This window comes from Streptomyces sp. cf386 (assembly GCF_900103585.1).
Classification (GTDB): Bacteria; Actinomycetota; Actinomycetes; order Streptomycetales; family Streptomycetaceae; genus Streptomyces.
Genome location: NZ_FNHV01000021.1, coordinates 92419 through 112209, shown reverse-complemented (window position 1 = coordinate 112209; position 19791 = coordinate 92419). Strand labels below are relative to the sequence as shown.

Annotated in this window: 16 protein-coding genes; 11 read left to right on the top strand and 5 right to left on the bottom strand. The window is 71.3% G+C overall.

Annotated features, from left to right (window positions below; translation table 11 throughout):
* Positions 1 to 19 precede the first annotated feature (19 nt).
* Positions 20 to 1207 (top strand): damage-control phosphatase ARMT1 family protein, encoded by a 1188-nt coding sequence (locus tag BLU79_RS38660; RefSeq protein ID WP_093910698.1) that lies wholly within the window; start codon positions 20 to 22, stop codon positions 1205 to 1207.
* A 21-nt stretch (positions 1208 to 1228) separates the two neighbouring features.
* Here BLU79_RS38660 and BLU79_RS38655 read toward each other — a convergent pair whose 3' ends face one another.
* Together BLU79_RS38655 and BLU79_RS38650 are read right to left on the bottom strand one after the other, a co-directional pair.
* A complete protein-coding gene (locus BLU79_RS38655; RefSeq protein ID WP_093910697.1) occupies positions 1229 to 2491 on the bottom strand; it encodes a cytochrome P450 in 1263 nt (420 codons plus the stop codon).
* The gene (locus tag BLU79_RS38650) at positions 2488 to 3270 is read right to left on the bottom strand and encodes an alpha/beta fold hydrolase (protein ID WP_093910696.1); all 783 of its coding nucleotides are present in this window, start codon (positions 3268 to 3270) and stop codon (positions 2488 to 2490) included. Before BLU79_RS38650 ends, BLU79_RS38655 begins: the two co-directional genes overlap by 4 nt.
* Positions 3271 to 3431: 161 nt before the next feature.
* Between BLU79_RS38650 and BLU79_RS38645 the strand changes: the two genes are divergently transcribed.
* From BLU79_RS38645 to BLU79_RS38630, 4 genes are all read left to right on the top strand, one after another.
* The gene (locus BLU79_RS38645) at positions 3432 to 4406 is read left to right on the top strand and encodes an ABC transporter substrate-binding protein (RefSeq protein WP_093910695.1); all 975 of its coding nucleotides are present in this window, start codon (positions 3432 to 3434) and stop codon (positions 4404 to 4406) included.
* A 1-nt stretch (position 4407) separates the two neighbouring features.
* Positions 4408 to 5187, top strand: a complete 780-nt coding sequence (locus BLU79_RS38640) for an ABC transporter permease (RefSeq protein ID WP_093910694.1) — start codon at positions 4408 to 4410, stop codon at positions 5185 to 5187.
* Positions 5188 to 5370: 183 nt separating this feature from the next.
* On the top strand, positions 5371 to 6189 hold the full coding sequence (locus tag BLU79_RS38635) for an ABC transporter permease (protein WP_256333625.1): 819 nt from the start codon (positions 5371 to 5373) through the stop codon (positions 6187 to 6189).
* A gap of 37 nt (positions 6190 to 6226) precedes the next feature.
* Positions 6227 to 6976: an ABC transporter ATP-binding protein gene (locus BLU79_RS38630; RefSeq protein WP_093910692.1), complete on the top strand. Its 750-nt coding sequence runs from the start codon at positions 6227 to 6229 to the stop codon at positions 6974 to 6976.
* 3 nt (positions 6977 to 6979) lie between these two features.
* Here the strand turns inward: BLU79_RS38630 and BLU79_RS38625 are convergent, their stop codons facing one another.
* A complete protein-coding gene (locus tag BLU79_RS38625; protein WP_093910691.1) occupies positions 6980 to 8221 on the bottom strand; it encodes an endonuclease/exonuclease/phosphatase family protein in 1242 nt (413 codons plus the stop codon).
* A gap of 236 nt (positions 8222 to 8457) precedes the next feature.
* On the opposite strand from BLU79_RS38625, the gene cyc2 reads away from it, so the two are divergent.
* Positions 8458 to 10617 (top strand): germacradienol/geosmin synthase Cyc2, encoded by a 2160-nt coding sequence (gene cyc2, locus BLU79_RS38620; protein WP_093910690.1) that lies wholly within the window; start codon positions 8458 to 8460, stop codon positions 10615 to 10617.
* 24 nt (positions 10618 to 10641) lie between these two features.
* On the opposite strand, the gene BLU79_RS38615 is transcribed toward cyc2, so the two are convergent.
* The gene (locus BLU79_RS38615; RefSeq protein ID WP_093910689.1) at positions 10642 to 12129 is read right to left on the bottom strand and encodes a hypothetical protein; all 1488 of its coding nucleotides are present in this window, start codon (positions 12127 to 12129) and stop codon (positions 10642 to 10644) included.
* A 164-nt stretch (positions 12130 to 12293) separates the two neighbouring features.
* Here BLU79_RS38615 and phsA point away from each other — a divergent pair, with 164 nt between their 5' ends.
* From phsA to BLU79_RS38590, 5 genes are all read left to right on the top strand, one after another.
* Positions 12294 to 14180 carry an O-aminophenol oxidase PhsA gene (phsA, locus tag BLU79_RS38610; protein ID WP_093910688.1) on the top strand — a complete coding sequence of 629 codons (1887 nt, stop codon included), beginning with the start codon at positions 12294 to 12296 and terminating at the stop codon, positions 14178 to 14180.
* Between the two features lie 107 nt (positions 14181 to 14287).
* Positions 14288 to 14884 (top strand): PDZ domain-containing protein, encoded by a 597-nt coding sequence (locus BLU79_RS38605; RefSeq protein ID WP_093910687.1) that lies wholly within the window; start codon positions 14288 to 14290, stop codon positions 14882 to 14884.
* 72 nt (positions 14885 to 14956) lie between these two features.
* The gene (locus BLU79_RS38600; protein WP_093910686.1) at positions 14957 to 15577 is read left to right on the top strand and encodes a LysE family translocator; all 621 of its coding nucleotides are present in this window, start codon (positions 14957 to 14959) and stop codon (positions 15575 to 15577) included.
* A gap of 189 nt (positions 15578 to 15766) precedes the next feature.
* On the top strand, positions 15767 to 16894 hold the full coding sequence (locus BLU79_RS38595; protein WP_093910685.1) for an aminopeptidase P family protein: 1128 nt from the start codon (positions 15767 to 15769) through the stop codon (positions 16892 to 16894).
* Positions 16895 to 16967: 73 nt separating this feature from the next.
* Positions 16968 to 17921, top strand: a complete 954-nt coding sequence (locus BLU79_RS38590) for an aminoglycoside phosphotransferase family protein (RefSeq protein ID WP_093910684.1) — start codon at positions 16968 to 16970, stop codon at positions 17919 to 17921.
* A gap of 47 nt (positions 17922 to 17968) precedes the next feature.
* Here the strand turns inward: BLU79_RS38590 and treZ are convergent, their stop codons facing one another.
* On the bottom strand, positions 17969 to 19723 hold the full coding sequence (gene treZ, locus BLU79_RS38585) for a malto-oligosyltrehalose trehalohydrolase (RefSeq protein ID WP_093910683.1): 1755 nt from the start codon (positions 19721 to 19723) through the stop codon (positions 17969 to 17971).
* Positions 19724 to 19791 lie beyond the last annotated feature (68 nt).

Sequence of the window (19791 nt, the reverse complement as noted above, 5' to 3'; positions counted from 1 at the left end):
CCGCGATACGGTGAGGCGCATGCCCGACAGGTCCGACACCCCGCTCGCGCCCGTGCTCCTCGGCAGCGAACCCGGCTCGTTCCCGCACAGCGTTCTCGCCGAGCGGCATCCCGCGATCATCCGGCAGGTACGGGAGTCCTTCCCGTACGACCCCGAGCGGCACCGCGCGCTGGACGCGCTCCTCGCGAGCTGCGCCAAGGGCGTGATCGAACCGCTCCCCGCCGACGCGCACGACCGTGGCCGCTGGACGGCATGGGGTGCCGACCTGTACACCGGCCGGTCCTGGTTCGACGTACCGTGGCTGTGGTCGGAGAGCTACTTCTACCGCCAACTCCTCGAAGCAGTCGGCTACTTCACCCCCGGCCCCTGGCAGGGCATCGATCCCTTCCGCCCCTCCAAGCTGGCCGAGCTCGACGCCCCGGAGACCGACGAGGAACTGGCCGCCCTCGACTCCCTCGCGGACCGGCCCACCGACGAGCAGGACCGGGCGCTGCTGCACGGCTCCCTGTGGGGCAACCGCGCCGACCTCGGCTTCCGGCTGTCGGCCGCGCAGGGCGAGGCCTCCTCGGACACCCCGCCCCTGGTGGCCGACGACAGCGAGACCCTCTGGTCCCTGCTCCCGCCGTCCGGCGCGGCCACCCTGTGTCTGATCGCCGACAACGCGGGCCGCGAACTCGTTCCCGACCTGCTCCTCATCGCCCACCTCCTCACCCAGGGACGCGTCGGGCGGGCCGTCCTGCATATCAAGCCGTACCCCTACTACGTCTCCGACGCCACGCACACCGACGTACTCGACGCCCTGCGCCGACTGACGGCGGCACCGGGTGCGGCCGCGACGTACGGCCGCACGCTCTGGTCGGCGATGACCGACGGCCGCCTCGTCGTCCGCGCGCACCCCTTCTCCAGCGGCCCCCTGCCGTTCGCGGAGATGCCCGGCGACCTCCGCGAGGAGCTGGCCACGGCGACCCTCACCCTCGTCAAGGGCGACCTCAACTACCGTCGCCTCGTCGGCGACCGACTCTGGCCGCCGACCACGCCGTTCACCGAGGTCACCGCGCATTTCCCCGGACCGGTCGCCGCCCTGCGGACGCTGAAGTCAGACGTGATCACCGGGCTGGACGCCCGGACCGAGGCGGCGCTGGTCGAGGCGGAGGGGCAGAAGTGGCGGACCGGCGGGACGCATGCGCTGATCCAGGTGCGGACGTGATCACCGTGGGGCGGGAAGGGCTCAAGTGATCCGTATCGGGAGCGACTTGAGTCCGTTGATGAAGTTCGACACCAGGCGCTCCGGCGCTCCCGCCGTGCGCAGTTCGGGCAGGACCCGTAGGGCCTCCCGGTAGAGCACCCGCAGCTGGAGCCGTGCGAAGTGCGCCCCCATGCAGACGTGCGGGCCGTCGCCGAAGGAGACGTGGGGGTTCGGGGTGCGGGACAGATCCAGCCGGTCCGGGTCGGCGAAGACCCGTTCGTCGCGGTTGGCCGAAGCGTGGAAGACGACCACCTTGTCACCCGCGCGAATGCGACGGCCGGCCAGCTCCGTGTCCTGCGCGGCGGTGCGGCGGAAGGTGAGGACCGGGGGGTGCCAGCGGAGCAACTCGTCGACGGCGGGGGTGAGTTCGACGCGTCCGTTGCGTAGGCGGTCGTACGCCTCCGGATGCTGGGCGAGGGTGAGCAACCCGCCCGGAGCCGCACTGCGGACGGTGTCGTTGCCCGCGACTGTGAGCAGGAAGAAGAACATCTCCAGCTCGGCTCGCGAGAGTTCGGCGTCGTGGGCGAGCGTCGTCATGACGTCGTCATCGGGATACCGCCGCTTGTGCGCGGCCAACTGCTGGGCGTACCCGAACATGTCCCGCAGCATCGCCGGCGACCGTGGGTTGACCGGCTTGCCCGCCGGGTCCAGCACCTGCGGCCCCGCCTCGTCGGGGTCCTGGTAGCCGATGACCCGCTGCGTCCAGTGCAGCAGCAGCCTGCGATCGGCCTCCGGTACGCCGAGCAGGTCGGCGAGGTTGAGCAGGGCGTAGTCGTCGGTGACGGTGGTGACCAGGTCGACGGTGCCGTCCGAGGCGCGGGCCTCGTCGAGGGCGTGGGCGAGGAGCGTCCGGGCTCGGTCCTTGGCCACCTTGGCGAAGCGTTCGATGCGTCCGGGAGTGAAGGCCCGGCTGACCAGTCGTCTCAGGCGCCCGTGCCCCGGCGGATCCTGGTTGAGCATCATGCGGCGGATGAACGGCAGGTCGTCCGGGTCCGGGTCGCGGATCTGGGTCGCGCCGATGTACGAGGAGTACGTCGCCGAGTCCTTGAGCACCCGCACCACGTCCGCGTGCCGGGTCACCGCCCAGAACCCGGGCCCGGCGGGCCAGCCCAGCACCTCGGGCTCGTCCTGGCGGGCCACGGGGTGGTGGTCGCGCAGGACGCGATAGGCGTCGTACGGGACGCCGGTGGCGTGCTGGCGGGGGTCGAAGACGTCGGGGACGGGGGGTGCCTGATGGACGGTCACGCCTGCCTCCCCTCGTCCGCGCGCAGGAAGTCCTCGGTCACCCGGATCAGTTCCAGCGGGGTCTCGTCCATCGCGTAGTGGCCCGAGGAGGGGAGTTCGTACAGCTCGGCGCGGGGATACCAGATCATCCACGTCCGGCGGAGGAGATCGGCGGAGAGGGCCGGGTCGAGGGCGCCGGTCACGGCGAGCGCGGGGACCAGGGAGCCCTCGACCTGGGTGTGGAAGTCCTCCCCGGCCCAGGAGTCCAGCCAGGCGCGGAACGCCTTCTGGTCGCTGACCACGAGCGAACGGGCGACCATACGGTCGAGCCAGGCGGCCGGGCGGCGTCCCCCGGTGGTGATGTCGATGATGGCGCGCCGGTTCTCCGGCTTGTGCGCCGCCTCTGCGAACAGCTCCCACTGATCCGGCGGCAGCGCCAGCCCCGACGCCGGAACCGGAGAGACACCGACCAGCCTGCGCAGCCGATGTGGGGCGACGGCGAGGAGGCGCTGTCCGACCGCGCCGCCCATCGAGTGCCCGACCACCGAGAACCGCTCCCAGCCGAGCCGGTCGGCCAGTTCGACGAGGTCGAGGGCCCCCTCGATCGTCGTGTACGCGCCCACGGCGTCCTTGGCCCGGCCGTAGCCGCGCAGATCGACGAGGGCGTAGGTGAACTCCGTACGGTCGAGGTCGGGGAGGACGGCCGCGTAGGCGGACCGGTCGGCGAACCAGCCGTGCACGGCGAACACCTTGTGGGCGCCGTCGCCGTGCAGCTCGTGCGGGAGCGTGAAGGAGGTCATGCGACCAAGGTGGCGTATATCGATGAAGACCAACAGATGGACGCGTCCGGGTCGGTGTGCCGACCGTCGCGGTTCCGGCCGGTCGGCCGGCGTTGTTCACCGTTCATCCGTCTCGGATGGCACTGTGGTGATCATGACAAATTCTTGGTAGTCATGTCGCCATGCCGTTACGTCAATTGCGCTCGGGAACGAGGACAGCGGCGGCCGCCGCGGCCACCCTCATGCTGGTGGCGGTCACGGCCTGCGGCGACGACGGGGACTCCTCGTCCGGGGCCGAGGGGCGGGAGACCGTCACCGTGGCCGCCCTGCCACTGATCGACTGCGTCGCCCTCTACATCGCGCGGGACCGCGGCCTGTTCGAGAAGGAGGGCCTCGACGTCCGTATCCAGCAGGTCCAGCAGAGCCTCCAGGCGCTGCCGGCCCTGGCCAAGGGGCAGATCGACATGGTCGCGAGCGCGAACTACGTGACCTATCTGCAGGCCTACGAGAAGGGCACCCTCGACATCCGGATCGTCGCCGAGGCGATCAGGGCCGCGCCGCGCATGATGGAGGTCCTGGTGTCCGAGGACTCGGACATCAAGACCGTCGCCGACCTGGAGGGCAAGAAGCTCGCCGTCAACGTCCTCAACAACGTCCAGTCGCTGACCTTCGACGAGATCCTCGCGAAACAGGGCGTCGGCCGTCCCGTCTACCGGGCGATTCCCTTCCCGCAGATGGGCGCCGCCCTGGACAAGGGCCAGGTCGACGCCGTGCACGCGGTCGAGCCCTACGACAGCGCCCTTCAAGATGAGTTGAAGGCCAGGGTCCTCATCGACGGCTCGTCCGCGCCGGTGGAGGCCATCCCTCTCAGCGGGTACGTCAGCACCAGCAGGTACGTCGACGGGAACGTCAAGACGCTGGCCGCGTTCCAGCGGGCCATCAAAGCGGCCGTGCGGATCGCCGAGGAGGACCCGTCCGTAGTGCGCGACACCCTGCCGACGTACACCAAGGTGACTGAGAAGCAGGCCGAGTCGATCGATCTGCCCGTCTTTCCGCCCACGATGGACGCCGTGCAGCTCAAGCGGCTGACCGACCTCATGGAGAAGCACGGGATGCTGAAGAAGCCGCTCGATCCGGCGACGTTGCTGGTCAAGTGACGTGAAGGGCCGTCAGGGGCAGCTGCTGCTGGGCGCTTTGGGGGTGCTGCTGGCCTTCGGTGCCTGCGAGGCCGTCTCCCGTGCGGGTCTGGTGCGGCGCAGCTATCTGCCGCCCGCGTCCGAAGTGCTGGCCCGTGCCGTCGAGTTGGCGGGCGACACGGTGTTCCTGGACGGCATCGCCGCGACGCTGCGCGCCTGGGCGCTCGGTCTCGCCCTGGCGTGTGCGATCGCCGTTCCGGTCGGGCTCGTCCTCGGGAGTGTGCCGGTCGTCGACGCCGCGGTGCGCGCGATCGTCGAGTTCCTGCGGCCGTTGCCGTCTGTCGCGCTGATCCCGTTGGTCTCCCTGCTCCTCGGGTCGGGGACCGAGACCAAGGTCGCGCTGGTGACGTACGCGTCCGTCTGGCCGATCCTCTTCAACACCATCTACGGCCTGGGCGAGACCGACCCCCTCGCCAAGGACACCCTCCGTGCCTTCGGCTTCGGCCGCCTCTCCGTCCTCCTGCGCGTCGAACTACCGGGCACGGCCCCCTTCATCGCCGCAGGCATCCGCATCTCGGCCGCCGTCGCCCTCATCCTCGCCGTCGCCACGGAGATCCTCTCCGGCTTCGGCGAGGGCCTCGGCATCTTCATCGCCCAGGCCGGTCTGGCCACGGACGGGACGCGGGATGTGTTGGCGGGGGTCGTGTGGGCGGGGGGTCTGGGGCTGGTCATCAACGGGGTGCTGGTGTGGGGGGAGCGGCGGTTGTTCCCTTGGACGCCGGGGCGGCGGGGTGTGGGGTGACGGGGTGACGGGGTGGGTGGTGCGTGGCGTTCGGTGCGGGGCCGGTCATGCGACGCGGGTGTGCCTGACCTCCCCGAGTCGCGCCGTGAGGAGCGCTGCATGAACCAGCCTCGGAGCGCCCCATCCCGATCTGGATCCGCCGCAACTCCTGACCGACGGTCGGCAGTCGCGCGCCGGGTCCTCGTGCCGTCGCTTTTGCGCCGCGCCCTCGCCCCCGCCGCCGTACGCCACGCCCTTCTGCGCTGGACCGTCCTCGCACTCGCCGTGGTCCTCTGGCAGCTGGCGGCCCGTGCGCACGGGAGCGTCTACTTCCCGCCGCCCGCCGAGATTGCGCGGCATGCCGGGGATCTGTGGTTCTCGGGTCCCGTGCAGCATGTCTTCCTCACCGATGCCGCCGTCGCCGATGTCCTGCCCAGCCTTGGCCGGATGGCCACCGGGTTCGCGCTTGCCGCCGTCGCCGGGGTCGCCCTCGGCGTCGCGGTCGGCCGCTCGCGGCGCGCGTACGGCCTCTGCAACCCCGTCCTGCAGTTCGCCCGCGCCGTCCCGCCGCCCGCCCTGGTCCCCGTCTTCGTGGTGATCTTCGACTTCGGTACGCCGATGCAGATCGCCTCGATCGTCTTCAGTGCCGTCTGGCCGGTGCTGATCAACACCGCCGAGGGCGCTCGCGACACCGACCCACTGCGCCTCGAGGTCGCCGCGGTCCTGCGCCTCACCCCGGCCGAACGGCTCCGCTTCCTCATCCTGCCCTCCGCCCTGCCCCGCATCTTCGCCGGCCTGCGTCTGAGCCTCTCGCTCTCCCTCATCCTCATGGTGTTCTCGGAACTGCTGCCGGGCACCGCGAACGGCATCGGCTTCACGCTCACCGACGCCCAGTCCCGCTCCGACCTGCTCACCGTCTGGGCGGCGCTGGCCCTGCTCGGCGCCCTCGGCTACCTCCTCAACACCGGCCTGCTGGCGGTCGAGAAACGGCTCGTCGGAAGAGGGAGGAGCACGACCGTATGACCCGTACGCCCCCTACCACCTCCGCCCAGGGACAGTCATGCTCCGCCTAGCCGAGGTCGGCCAGCACTACGGCGACCACCAGGTACTGCACGACATCACCCTCACCGTGCCGGACGGCCAACTCCTGTGCGTCGTGGGCCCGTCCGGCTGCGGCAAATCCACCCTGCTGCGCACCGTCGCCGGCCTGCTGCCGGCGTACGACGGCACGATCACCTTGGACGGCACGCCCGTGCGCGGCGTCCCCGACAACCTGGCCGTGGTCTTCCAGGACTACGCCCGCTCCCTCTACCCCTGGCTCACGGTCCGCGAGAACGTGGCGCTCCCGCTGCGCCGCAGGGGCATGCCGCGAGTGGAACGCCGGGCCGAGGCCGACCGCATCCTGGCCCGCGTCGGCCTCACCGACACCGCCCGGCGCCACCCTTGGCAGCTCTCGGGCGGCATGCAGCAACGCGTGGCGATCGCCCGCGCCCTGGTCTGCCGCCCCTCCCTCCTCCTCATGGACGAACCCTTCGGCTCTCTGGACGCCCAGACCCGCGAGGACCTGGAGGACCTCCTCCTGGAGGTCCACCGCACGGACGGCGCGACGATCGTCTTCGTCACCCACGACATCGACGAGAGCGTGTACCTGGGCGACCGTGTCGTCGTCCTCTCCCCGGGGCCCGGCTGCAAGGTCGTCCTGGACCTCCCCGTCGAACTGCCCGGCGCCCGGGACCAGATCACGACCCGGGGCCTGGCGGAGTTCGTCACGTTGAGGTCGGAGGTGGGGCGGGCGGTGCGCAACCGGTAGGCGTCAGCCCAGGCGCACGTCCTGCCACACCAGCCGGTGGTCGGACGTCGGAACCGTCTTCCCGTCCCCGACCAGGCGGTACAGCGGGTCTTCGGACGTCGGCCAGAAGACGCCGTTCGCGCCCGGTGTCAGGCCCTTGGACGGGAGGACGTAGTCGACGCGCAGGTTCCCGGGAGCGGTGTCGCCGAAGTCGGAGGTGTCGTACGCCGGGTTGCCGGTGTGCGAGGCGTTGGCGCCGCCCTGGAGCCTCGCGGCCTCCACGCCGCCCGCGCTGGACGGCGGGGTGGCCGGGAGATTGACCACCGGGTGGTCGAGCAGCTGCCGTATGGCGTGGTCGTAGCTGTCGCCGTCGTACGGATCGGCGTTGTTGTCGCCCGCGATCACGAACAGAGCCCCGGGCCGCAGCCCGCCGCACACACCCTTGTCGTCGTAGAGGTAGGAGCTGCGCCGACGCCCGCCGATGTAGTCGGCCCAGAGCCGGATCTCGTCGTGGTTGCGCCGTCCGTTGCGGTCCTCGGGGCCGTCGAAGGTGGGCGGCGTCGGGTGCGAGACCAGGAAGTGCACGGTGGAGTGCCCGATGCGCACCGGCACGTCCCAGTGGCTCTTCGACGACAGCCGCAGGATCGCGCGCGCCTCGTCGCTGTAGTAGTCCGGCGGCATGATGTGGCCGGGCATGTCCTTCCACAGGAAGCGCTGGAAGGTGCGCACCGCGCGCGTGTCGATCGGGTACTTCGACAGCACGAGCATGCCGTACTGCCCCGGGAACCAGCCGTAGCCATAGGCGTCCTGCCCGTACGCGTCCGAACCGGGCGTCGTGACGGCGCCGTTCTTCCCGTCGAGGTCCACGCCGGTGGCGACGCCCGTGTTCACCGGGCCGGTGAAGTGGTATGGGTAGCGGACCGGCTTCGCCCCGCCCTGGCCGACGGACAGATAGTTGCGCAGGAACAGGCGGGCCGCTCTGCCCTGATCGTCGTAGTCGAACTCGTTGATCAGCAGGATGTCCGGGTCGACCCGCTGGATGGTCTCGGCGGCGTTGCGCGCCTGGGCGTTGTCCGGCGTGGACAGGTCGGTGATCAGCCCGCCCTGGGCGGAGCGGTTCAGGGAGGCGTTGAAGGTGGCGAACCGAACGGACCGGCGGCCGTGCCGCTCGGCCGCCGCGGCAGGGAACGTCGCGGTCGTGGCCAGCGCCGCCCCGGCGAGAGAGGCCAGGGCGGTGCGGCGGGAGAGGGATCCGGTGTGGTTCATCGCGACTCCGGTGCGGGAGGTGGACACAGGGGGACAACTCAGAGGGGACAGCTCAGGGGGACAACTCAGGGGGGACATATGAAGCTCGAAAGCGTGAGGCTCGAAAAGTCTGCGCGCGTAGAGGTGAACGCCACAAGGCCCGGCGAGAACTCCCGGATTCACCCGTGATTCACGCGATGGTGTGATCATGTGCCGCGCCGTGGATGCCTGTCGGAGCCCGGGGGTAGGGCCGGGCCATGACGCAGCAGCCCTTCGAACTCCCGCACTTCTACATGCCGTATCCCGCGCGGCTGAACCCACATGTCGACGAGGCACGCGCCCATTCGACCGAGTGGGCGCGCGAGATGGGGATGCTGGAGGGATCCGGGGTCTGGGAGCAGACCGACCTGGACGCGCATGACTACGGCCTGCTCTGCGCCTACACCCACCCGGAGTGTGACGCCGACGCTCTCTCCCTCATCACCGACTGGTACGTGTGGGTCTTCTTCTTCGACGACCACTTCCTGGAGACCTTCAAGCGCACCCAGGACCGCGTCGGCGGCAAGGCCTATCTGGACCGGCTCCCGCTGTTCATGCCGATGGACCTGTCGACCCCGATGCCCGAGCCGCAGAACCCGGTCGAGGCCGGGCTCGCCGACCTGTGGACGCGGACGGTGCCCGCGATGTCGGTCGACTGGCGCCGCCGGTTCGCGGTCGCCACCGAGCACCTTCTCAACGAGTCCCTGTGGGAGCTGTCCAACATCAACGAGGGGCGCATCGCCAACCCCGTCGAATACATCGAGATGCGCCGCAAGGTGGGCGGCGCCCCCTGGTCGTCGGGCCTGGTGGAGTACGCGACCGCCGAAGTCCCCGCGTCCGTCGCGGAGTCGAGGCCGCTCAGGGTCCTGATGGAGACGTTCTCCGACGCCGTGCACCTGCGCAACGACCTGTTCTCCTACCAGCGCGAGGTCGAGGACGAGGGCGAGAACAGCAACGGCGTGCTGGTGCTGGAGAAGTTCTTCGGCTGCACCACCCAGGAGGCCGCCGACACGGTCAACGACGTCCTCACCTCCCGGCTCCACCAGTTCGAGCACACCGCCCTCACCGAAGTGCCCGCCGTGGCGCTGGAGAAGGGGCTCACCCCGCCGGAGGCCGCGGCGGTCGCGGCGTACACCCAGGGGCTGCAGGACTGGCAGTCCGGCGGCCACGAATGGCACCTGCGCTCCAGCCGGTACATGAACGCGCGCGCCGAGTCCACCACGCCCTGGCGGGGTCTCACCGGTCCCGGCACCTCCGCCGCCGACATCGGCGCGCTGCTCGCCTCGGCGGGCGCGGAACGCCTGCGTGCCTACACGCACGTGCCGTTCCAGAAGGTCGGCCCCTCCCGGCTGCCCGACTTCTACATGCCCTACCAGGTGGAGCTCAGCCCGCACCTGAACGACGCCCGCCCCCGCCTCACCGAGTGGATGCACCGCATGGGCATGCTCCAGGAGGGCGTCTGGGACGAGGACAAGCTCGCCGCCTACGACCTCCCGCTGTGCTCGGCGGGCCTCGACCCGGACGCCACACCGGAGGCCCTCGACCTCAGCGCCCAGTGGCTCGCCTGGGGCACCTACGGCGACGACTACTACCCCCTGGTCTTCGGCCACCGGCGCGACCTGGCCGCCGCGCGGCTGACCACGCGGCGGCTGTCGGCCTGCATGCCCCTCGACGGCGAGGAGGCCACCGTCCCCCTCAACGCCATGGAGCGCGGACTCGTCGACCTGTGGGCGCGTACGACAGTGGAGATGACAGCTGACGAGCGGCGCACCCTGAAGGACTCGGTGGACGTCATGACCGAGAGCTGGGTGTGGGAACTGTCCAACCAGCTCCAGCACCGCATCCCCGACCCCGTGGACTACCTGGAGATGCGCCGCGCCACCTTCGGCTCCGACCTCACCCTCAGCCTGTGCCGGATGGGCCACGGCCCCGCCATCCCGCCGGAGGTGTACCGCAGCGGACCCGTCCGCTCGCTGGAGAACGCCGCCATCGACTACGCCTGCCTGCTCAACGACGTCTTCTCGTACCAGAAGGAGATCGAGTACGAGGGCGAGATCCACAACGCGATCCTCGTCGTGCAGAACTTCTTCGGCATCGACTACCCGACCGCGCTGGAGGTCGTCCACGACCTGATGACCCAGCGCATGCAGCAGTTCGAGCATGTGGCCGCACACGAACTCCCCATCGTCTACGAGGACTTCGGGCTCTCGGACGAGGCTCGGGAGATCATGGGCAACTACGTGGTCGACCTCCAGAACTGGTTGGCGGGCATCCTGAACTGGCATCAGAAGGTCGACCGCTACAAGGCCGAATACCTGGCCCGCCGCGCCCACGGCTTCCTGCCGGACCGGCCGCCGGCGGTGCCCGTCCTCACCTGATCTCCGGGCCGGCCGTGCCCGTCCTCAGCCGACCTCCCGCATCCGCGCGGCCGTCTCCTCGGCGAGCTCTCGTACGCCCTTCGAGGCGTTCTCCCAGAGCTCGCCGAGTATCGCGTCGGCGGCGGCGAGCAGCGCGCGGGCCTCCTCGGGGAGGTTCGCGTCGGCCAGGGCGCGGGTGAGCCGGTAGTGCTCCTCGGCGATGAAGCGGCCGAGGTTCACCTGCTGCCAGTGGCGAAGCGACTCGTCCCCAGGGGTGGCCAGGGCCTCCCGCACGGCGGCCAGGGTGCGGACGGCGTGCGGCAGTTGGCCCGCTTCCCGCTCCAGGCGGGCCTGGGTGTGGCGGGCCGAGACCCGGTCCCACGCCGACTCCTGAAGGGCGGCGTACAGCCGTTGAGCGCGCAGCGCCTGCGGCAGGTCCCCGAGTTCCTCGAAGTCGCGGGCGAGCGCGCTCAGCGGGGCGGTGGTCAGTGCACGAGACGCGCCGGGGCGGCGGAGTCTGCCCTGGTCCATGAAGATCGCGTCGAGTTCACGGATCAGGGGCACCCGGGCGAGTTCGGTCATGCCCTGGTCCCGCGCGAGGTCGGTCCAGGTGGAGACCGGCTCGTCCGACGGATCCGCCCCGAACAGCAACTCGTCGAGCTCGCGCGCCCACTCCCGCAATGCGTCCGCGTCCGCACCGGGTTCCGGCATGCCGCCCAGGCCGCACGCCGTGTCGAAGTCCGTCTCACGGACCTCGTGCAGCAGCGACAGGTCACCGACGTCTCCGCGCAGCCCCACCAGCACGGCGCCGAGTCGCAACTCGTCTGTCATCGAGGACCGCGTCTCGTGCCGCAACAGATGCCGCAGCAGCTCAAGATCGCCCTCGTCGCGGTCGAACTGCGCGGCCCGCAGGGCGAGTCGACGCCGTACGGGGTCGTCGGCCACCGCGTCCCACGCCACGCGGTCACCCGCCCGCAGCAGGGCGAGGTCTGCGCGGCCAGTCGCGAGCACCGGCTCCCACAGGGGAGGACCCGGCGGACCTAGCAACTCGTATGCGCACCCCTCGTCGGCGTTCAGCAGCACGAAGTCCGGCTCGGTGCGCAGGAGTGCGGCCTGTCGCATCGCTTCGAGCTCGGCCGTCGAGCGCTCCGGAAAGCCGAGCGCGGCGCGCAGCTCAGCCCGAGCCTCATCGAGACCAGGGTGCTGGTGGCATTCCTCCTCGTCGTCTTCGCTCTCCTCTTCCTCCTCGGCTTCCGCCAGCCCGATCATGATCTCGAGCGCCTCGTCGGCACTGGAGCCGATGATCCCGGCGCCGCCCTCCGAATCGGCGTACAACATCGAGCCGTCCGCGCACACGAAGTACGTACCGCCCGTGTCGTCCCCGGCCACCACCTCCAGCGGGCCGCCCGAGGCGAGGCGGACCTCCTCGACATGGCCGTGTGCTGCGCGGGCCAGGTCGAAGTTGAAGGGGAAGGCGGCCAGTTCGGCCAGGCGGGGATTCTGCCGGAGCAGCCGCAGCGCGTGATCGGTCATGTCACAGAACGTAACAGTCACCACTGACAACGGACTTCGGCCCTCCGAATGCCGTTTCCGAAACTTTCCGTGCGGAACGGGATATTCCTGGAACTCCGGCGGTGCGTTGCGAGTCTTCTGGGGTGAGGGGAACAGACAACGAGAACACACGGGGGTGTTCGACCTTGACCGACATCATCGAGAGGTTCACGGACAGCGACAGCAAGGCAGAGGAGGGAGAGCAGCGGCACGCCACCGGCGAACTCACGCCGTACGCGGCCCCGTTGCCCGTCCCTCCCGTCCTGCGACCCGCGTCCGACGACGTCCTGCGCGAGACCGAGATCGCCCTGCGCCCGACCTGGGTCCGCATGCACCCGCAGCTGCCGCCGACCCTGATGTGGGGGTACGACGGCCAGGTGCCCGGCCCGACCATCGAGGTGCGACGCGGGCAGCGCGTGCGCATCGCGTGGACCAACCGGATCCCCAGGGACAGCGAGTACCCGGTCACCTCGGTGGAGGTACCGCTGCGCACGGACGGCCGCCCGCAGTCAACCACCGAGCCCGGCCGCGACGGCGTCGAGCCCAACAAGGACGTCGCGGCCCTGCCCGCCTGGTCGGTGACCCATCTGCACGGCGCCCAGACGGGCGGCGGCAACGACGGCTGGGCGGACAACGCGGTCGGCTTCGGAGATGCCCAGCTGTCCGAGTATCCGAACGACCATCAGGCGGTGCAGTGGTGGTACCACGACCACGCCATGAACATCACGCGGTGGAACGTGATGACGGGCCTGTACGGCACCTACCTCATCCGTGACGACGAGGAGGACGCCCTCCATCTCCCCTGCGGGGAGCGGGAGATCCCGCTGCTGCTGGCCGACCGCAACCTCGACACCGACGAGGACGGCCGTCTCAACGGCCGGCTGCTGCACAAGACGGTGATCGTCCAGCAGAAGAACCCGGAGACGGGAAAGCCGGTCTCCATCCCGTTCACCGGCCCGTACAACACGGTCAACGGCCGTATCTGGCCGTACGCCGAGGTGGACGCCGCCTGGTACCGCTTCCGGCTGGTCAACGCGTCCAACGCGCGTATCTACAACCTCGTCCTGGTCGACGAGGACGACAACCCGGTCCCGGGCATCGTGCACCAGATCGGCAGCGACGGCGGACTGCTGCCGCGCCCGGTGCCGATCGACTTCGACGGCGCGCTGCCCACGCTGAGCGCGGCGCCGGCCGAGCGCTTCGACCTGCTCGTCGACTTCCGCTGTCTCGCCGGCCGCAAGCTGCGCCTGGTCAACAAGGGCCGCAACCAGCCGCCCGGCGTACCCGACCCGGCGGGTGACGTGCGCTATCCGGCGGTCATGGAGTTCCGGGTCCGGGAGAGCTGCGAGCCGGACACCTTCGAACTGCCCGAGGTGCTCTCCGGCTCATTCCGCAGGCTCACGCACGACATCGAGCACGGGCACCGCCTGATCGTGCTCACCCCGCCCGCCACCAAGGGCGCCGGCGGCCACCCGGAGATCTGGGAGATGGCCGAGGTCGAGCACCCGGGCGACATCCAGGTCCCCACCGACGGCGTCATCCAGGTCACCGGCCCGAACGGCAAGACCAAGACATACCGGCGTACGGCCCGGACGTTCAACGACGGCCTCGGCTTCACGATCGCCGAGGGCAGCCACGAGCAGTGGAGCTTCCTCAACCTGGCGCCGATCGTCCACCCCATGCACATCCACCTGGCCGACTTCCAACTGCTGGGCCGGGACGCCTACGACGTCTCGGGCTTCGACCCGGCGGTGGGCGGCACCCGCAGCCCGATTCGGTACGACGCGGGCACCTCGATCCCGCTCGCGCCCAACGAGCTCGGACACAAGGACGTCTTCCAGGTGCCCGGCAGCCAGGTGCTCCGCGTCATGGGGAAGTTCGACGGCGCCTACGGCCGGTTCATGTACCACTGCCACCTCCTCGAACACGAGGACATGGGCATGATGCGGCCCTTCGTCGTCATGCCGGCGGAGGCACTGAAGTTCGACCACGGCGGCGGGCACGGCGGTCACGGGGAGGGACACACGGGCTGACGTACGGGCATCGTCGGGCTTCCCGTTCCTGACCACCGGTCAGTCTCACTCGATCGTGGCTCGTTGTGCGCCGGTGCGCAGGGTAGTCACCAGGCGGAGGCGATCCGATGGAACAGACTGCGTTGCGACCCAAGCCCATGCCTGGTCAGGGGCCCGGTGACGGCGCCGAGACCGGCCCCGGCGCGCGGCGTCCACATGCCGCGCCCCGGCGCCGAGGCCGACGATGCGCGACCCTGCTGTGCGCCTTGCTCGTCGGGCTGGTCCTGGTCCTGTCCGGGGTCGGACTCGGCACGATGGGCGCCACGGTGATCGGTATGAGCAAGCTCGCCGAGCTGCAGCGTCAGCAGACGGGACTGGGCATCTCCGGAAGCCCGACGAGCTCGGCCCACCCCGGTTCCTCGGCCGCGCCGTCCCCGACTCCCTCGCCGTCCCCCGCCGCCGTCGCGACCCTCGGAGTCGAGGCCGTGGACGACGACAAGCCGGGTGCCCTGGTCGTCGGCGTCCATGTGCCGGGTCCCGGATACACGGCCGGACTGGTCCGGGGCGACGTGGTCCTCGCCCTCGGCAAGACCCGCGTCGACTCGGCCACCGACCTGGCGCGAGCCGTCGCCGGGTCCCGCCCGGGCCGTGCGGCCGTCCTGACGGTGCGCCACCGCAGTGGCGGCTACCAGCAGCTGACGGTGGTCCCGGGCGTGGTCACCTGACCCGCCCCGCCTTCCTGGGCGAGTAAGTGAAAACCACTCGCCACGCTCCGCCGACAAGGCCACCATGACCCCATGCCGACCACCCTCATCGCCTTCCTGGGGGCCTGTACCCTCGTCGCCGCCTCACCCGGGCCCAGCACCGTCCTGATCATCAGGCAGTCGCTGCACAGCAGGCGCTCCGGATTCCTGACCGTGCTCGGCAACGAGACCGGCGTCTTCATCTGGGGCGTCGTCGCTGCGTTCGGCCTGACCGCACTGCTGACGGCCTCCGAGGTGGCGTACGACGTGATGCGGATCGTCGGCGCGGTCGTGCTCGTCGGCTTCGGCGTCCAGACGCTCCGGCAGGCGCGCCGCGGCAAGGGAGCGGAGGAGGGCGCATGGGAGGGCACCCGGAAGAGCGGCTGGGCCTCCTACCGCGGCGGACTGCTGCTCAACCTCGCCAACCCCAAGGCGGCCGTCTTCGCCCTGTCCTTCCTCCCGCAGTTCGTGCCGGAGGGCGCCCCGCACCTGCCGACCATGATCGGCCTCGCGGCGCTCTGGGCGGTCTACGAGGTCGGCTACTACGGCCTGTACGTGTGGTTCGTCGGCCGGATGAAGACCCTGCTGTCCCGCGCGGGCGTGCGCCGGCGCCTGGAACAGGTCTCCGGAGGGGTGCTGCTGCTCCTCGGCGTCCGCATGGCACTGGACGGCTGACGCGATGCCCGGCCCGCCATCCGATGCCGGACCAGCCGCCGAGGCGCCCGGCCGGTCACCCGAGGCGCCCGTTCAGTCGCCCGAGGCGTCCGATCAGCCTCTCGAAAGACGCGCCGACCGGCTCGCGCCGCCCCTCCCGTCCGGGCAGGATGCTGCCCGTAGTCCTTTCACGCGCCCAGGGAGGCCCGGATGACCGGCACCGCACCCGCGCCCTTCACCGCCGACGACTACAGGGCCCGTACGGCACGTGCCGCGCGGACGGCCGCCGACGCCGGGCTGGCCGGGCTCCTGGTGGCACCCGGCCCCGATCTGGTGTGGCTCACCGGCTACGCGCCCACCGCGGAGACCGAGCGGCTCACCCTGCTGGTCCTCGTCCCCGGCCGGGACCCCGTCCTCGTCGTCCCCGCCCTGGAGGCCCCGGACGCCGCGAAGGCGGTCGGCGCACCCGGCCTGACCCTGCGCGACTGGACCGACGGCCAGGACCCCTACGCCGCCACCGCCGCCCTCCTGGACCCGAGCGGCCGGTTCGGCATCAGCGACAACGCCTGGGCGATGCACCTGCTGGCCCTGCAGAGGGCGCTGCCCGGCACGTCGTACGCCTCTCTCACCGACGCCCTGCCGATGCTGCGGGCCGTCAAGGACACCGCCGAGCTGGAGCTGCTGGCGGCCGCGGGTGCGGCCGCAGACGCAACGTTCGAGGAGATCCGGAAGGTTCCCTTCGGAGGCCGCCGCGAGTCCGAGGTCGCCGCCGACCTCGCCCACCTGCTGCGGCGCTTCGGCCACTCCCAGGTCGACTTCACCATCGTCGCCTCCGGCCCGAACGGCGCCAACCCGCACCACGAGGTCGGCGACCGCGTGATCGAACGCGGCGACATGGTCGTCCTCGACTTCGGCGGCCTGAAGGACGGCTACGGCTCCGACACCTCCCGCACCGTCCACGTCGGGGAACCCACCGACGAGGAGCGCCGGGTCCACGACCTCGTGCGCGAGGCCCAGGAGGCGGGCTTCGGCGCCGTACGGCCCGGCGTCGCCTGCCAGGAGGTCGACCGGGCCGCCCGCGCGGTCATCGCGGACGCCGGGTACGGCGAGTACTTCATCCACCGCACCGGGCACGGCATCGGCGTCACCACGCACGAGCCGCCGTACATGATCGAGGGCGAGGAGCAGCCCCTGGTACCCGGCATGTGCTTCTCCGTGGAGCCCGGCGTGTACCTGCCCGGCCGCTTCGGAGTACGCATCGAGGACATCGTGACGGTCACCGAGGACGGCGGCCGGCGCCTCAACGACACGTCCCGAGAGATGGTCATAGTGGACTGACCCGGCGAACGATCCCGGCGCAAGGAGCTCCCGTAGACCCCGACACAGACCCCCGAGCGACAACGGCGCGACCATGACCCAGGCACCGACACCCACCGCGGACACCGTCCGCCGGCTGGTCCGTTCCCTGCTCAAGGACGGCGTGGCCGACTCGGCCGGCCCCGAGGTCCGGCCCGCCGCAGCGGGTGCCGAACCCGCCACCTGGTGGGTCGGCACCCGCCATGTGCTGCGTCTCGCGCCCGACCGTGAGACCGCCGCCCGCCGAAGGCGCGAACTGCGCCTGCGCGACCTCGTCCGCCCACATGTCCCGGTCGCGGTCCCGACCAGCGTGGCGTACGGGGAGTGGGCGCCCGGGCTGACCTACACCCTGGACACCAAGGTGCCCGGCGGGTCGACCGCGCAGTACGACGTCTCCGCCGTCGGCGAGGCCGACCTGGCCGGGCTGCTCACGGGCCTGCGCGAGATCCCGGTGCGGCAGGCCGAGACGCTCGGCGTGCCGCGCGCCGCGCCGCGCTCCCTGGAGGCCCTGCGCCGCGCCGCCGAACGCCCCGCCGCGCGCCTTGCCGCCGCCGACGAGTTCGACGCCGCCCGCCTGCGCCAGCTCACCCAGCCGGCCGCCGTGCAACTCGCGGCCCAGCCCGGCACCGCGGTCCTCGTCCACCACGCCCTCACCGGCGACCACCTCGTCGTCAGTGCCGACGGCCGGGTGCGCGGGGTCCTCGGCTGGGCCGACACCGTCGTCGGCGACCCGGCCGAGGACATCGCCGGCCTCGCCCTCGCCGTCGGCTCACCGGCCGCGGTCCGCGCCGCCACCCTCGCCGGCTACGCCGCCCGCCCCTGCCTGCGCGGCCTCTGGCTCGCCCGCTGCGACGCGGTCGTCCGGCTCGCGGACCGAATCGACGGCAAGGGCGAGACACCACTCCCGCTGCTACGGACGCAGCTCCGCCACGCGTGGGAGGCGATTCTGCTGGAGCGCGTGACGGAGCTGCGGGAGGACGACGACGGGGACGACGACGAGGCGTACTGACGGGGACGAGGCTGTTCCGAGGGACTTCCGGTGCCTCCCCGCTCGCCTCACCCCTGCAACAGCACCACGCCCGACTCCCCGGGCACATGCAGCACCCCGTCCGCGCCCGGCGCCTCCACGGGCTCCCAGGCCGCCAGTACGACCGCCTTGCGGGGCCCCAGTGGGATCGCCGCCGGTTCCTTGGCGAGGTTGACGGCCACCCGTACGTCGCCGCGGCGGAAGGCGAGCCAGCGCTCCTGCTCGTCGTAGGCCACCTTGGTGTCGGCGAGGTCGGGATCCGTGAGGTCGGGCTGCTCGTGGCGCAGGGCGATGAGGAGGCGGTACCAGGCCAGCACGCGCGCGTGGGGCTCGCTGTCCGGCTCGGACCAGTCGAGGCAGGAGCGGTCCCGGGTCGCCGGGTCCTGCGGGTCGGGTACGTCCTCCTCCGCCCAGCCGTGCGCCGCGAACTCCCGTCGTCTGCCCCGCCGCACGGCGTCGGCGAGCTCCGGGTCGGTGTGGTCGGTGAAGAACTGCCAGGGTGTGCCCGCGGCCCACTCCTCGCCCATGAACAGCATCGGCGTGAACGGTGCGGTCAGGGTCAGTGTGGCCGCGCAGGCCAGCAGGCCGGGGGAGTCCGGCAAGAACGCGGCCGTCAGCCGGTCGCCCTGTGCCCGGTTGCCGACCTGGTCGTGGGTCTGGCCGTAGCCGAGGAGACGGTGCGCCGCCACACGCGCGCGGTCCAACGGGCGCCCGTGGTGCCGGCCCCGGAAGCTGGAGTACGTGCCGTCGTGGAAGTAGCCGCCGGTGAGGGTCTTGGCGAGGCCCGCCATGGGGGCGCGGGCGAAGTCGGCGTAGTAGCCCTCGGACTCGCCGGTCAGCGCGGTGTGCAGGGTGTGGTGGAAGTCGTCGTTCCACTGGGCGTGCAGACCGAGGCCGCCCTCCTCGCGCGCGGTGATGAGCCGAGGGTCGTTGAGGTCGGACTCGGCGATCAGGTATAGCGGCCGGGCGAGCTCGGCGGAGAGGGTGTCGACGGCCGTCGACAGCTCCTCCAGGAAGTGGCACGCGCGCGTGTCCACCAGCGCGTGCACGGCGTCCAGCCGCAGCCCGTCGATCCGGTAGTCCCGCAGCCAGGCCAGCGCGCTCTGAACGAGATACGCGCGCACCTCGTCAGAGCCGGGCGCGTCCAGGTTGACGGCGGCGCCCCAGGGCGTGTGATGCGTGTCCGTGAGATAGGGCCCGAAGGCGGGCAGGTAGTTCCCGGACGGGCCGAAGTGGTTGTGCACGACGTCGAGGACCACGCCCAGTCCCAGTTCGTGCGCCCGGTCGACGAAGCGTTTCAGCGCCTCGGGGCCGCCGTACGGCTCGTGCACGGCCCACAGCGACACCCCCTCGTAGCCCCAGCCGTGCCGCCCGGGAAAAGGACTCAGGGGCATCAACTGGACGTGGGTGACCCCCAGTTCGGCCAGATGCCCGAGCCGCTCGGCCGCCGCGTCCAGCGTGCCCGCGCGCGTGTACGTGCCCACGTGCAGCTCGTACAGCACGGCGCCCGGCAGCGGGCGCCCGGCCCATTCGCCGCGCCACGCGTACCGCCCGTGGTCGACGACCGCGCTCAGCCCGTCCGGGCCGTCCGGCTGCCGGCGGGAGCGCGGGTCGGGCAGCACGGGGCCGTCGTCGAGCGCGAAGCCGTACCGCGTCCCGTCCCGCGCCTCCGCCTCCCCCCACCACCATCCCGCGCGATCGGGATCACGCTCCAACGCGTGCGTGGCGCCCTCGCAATGGAGCGTCACTCGATCGGCCTGCGGTGCCCACACGTCGAACTGCACGGACGGTTCCCCTTCGTCTGCTCACCGTGATGTAGCCCGTCCATGGTGCTTCAAACGAGATCAATCCG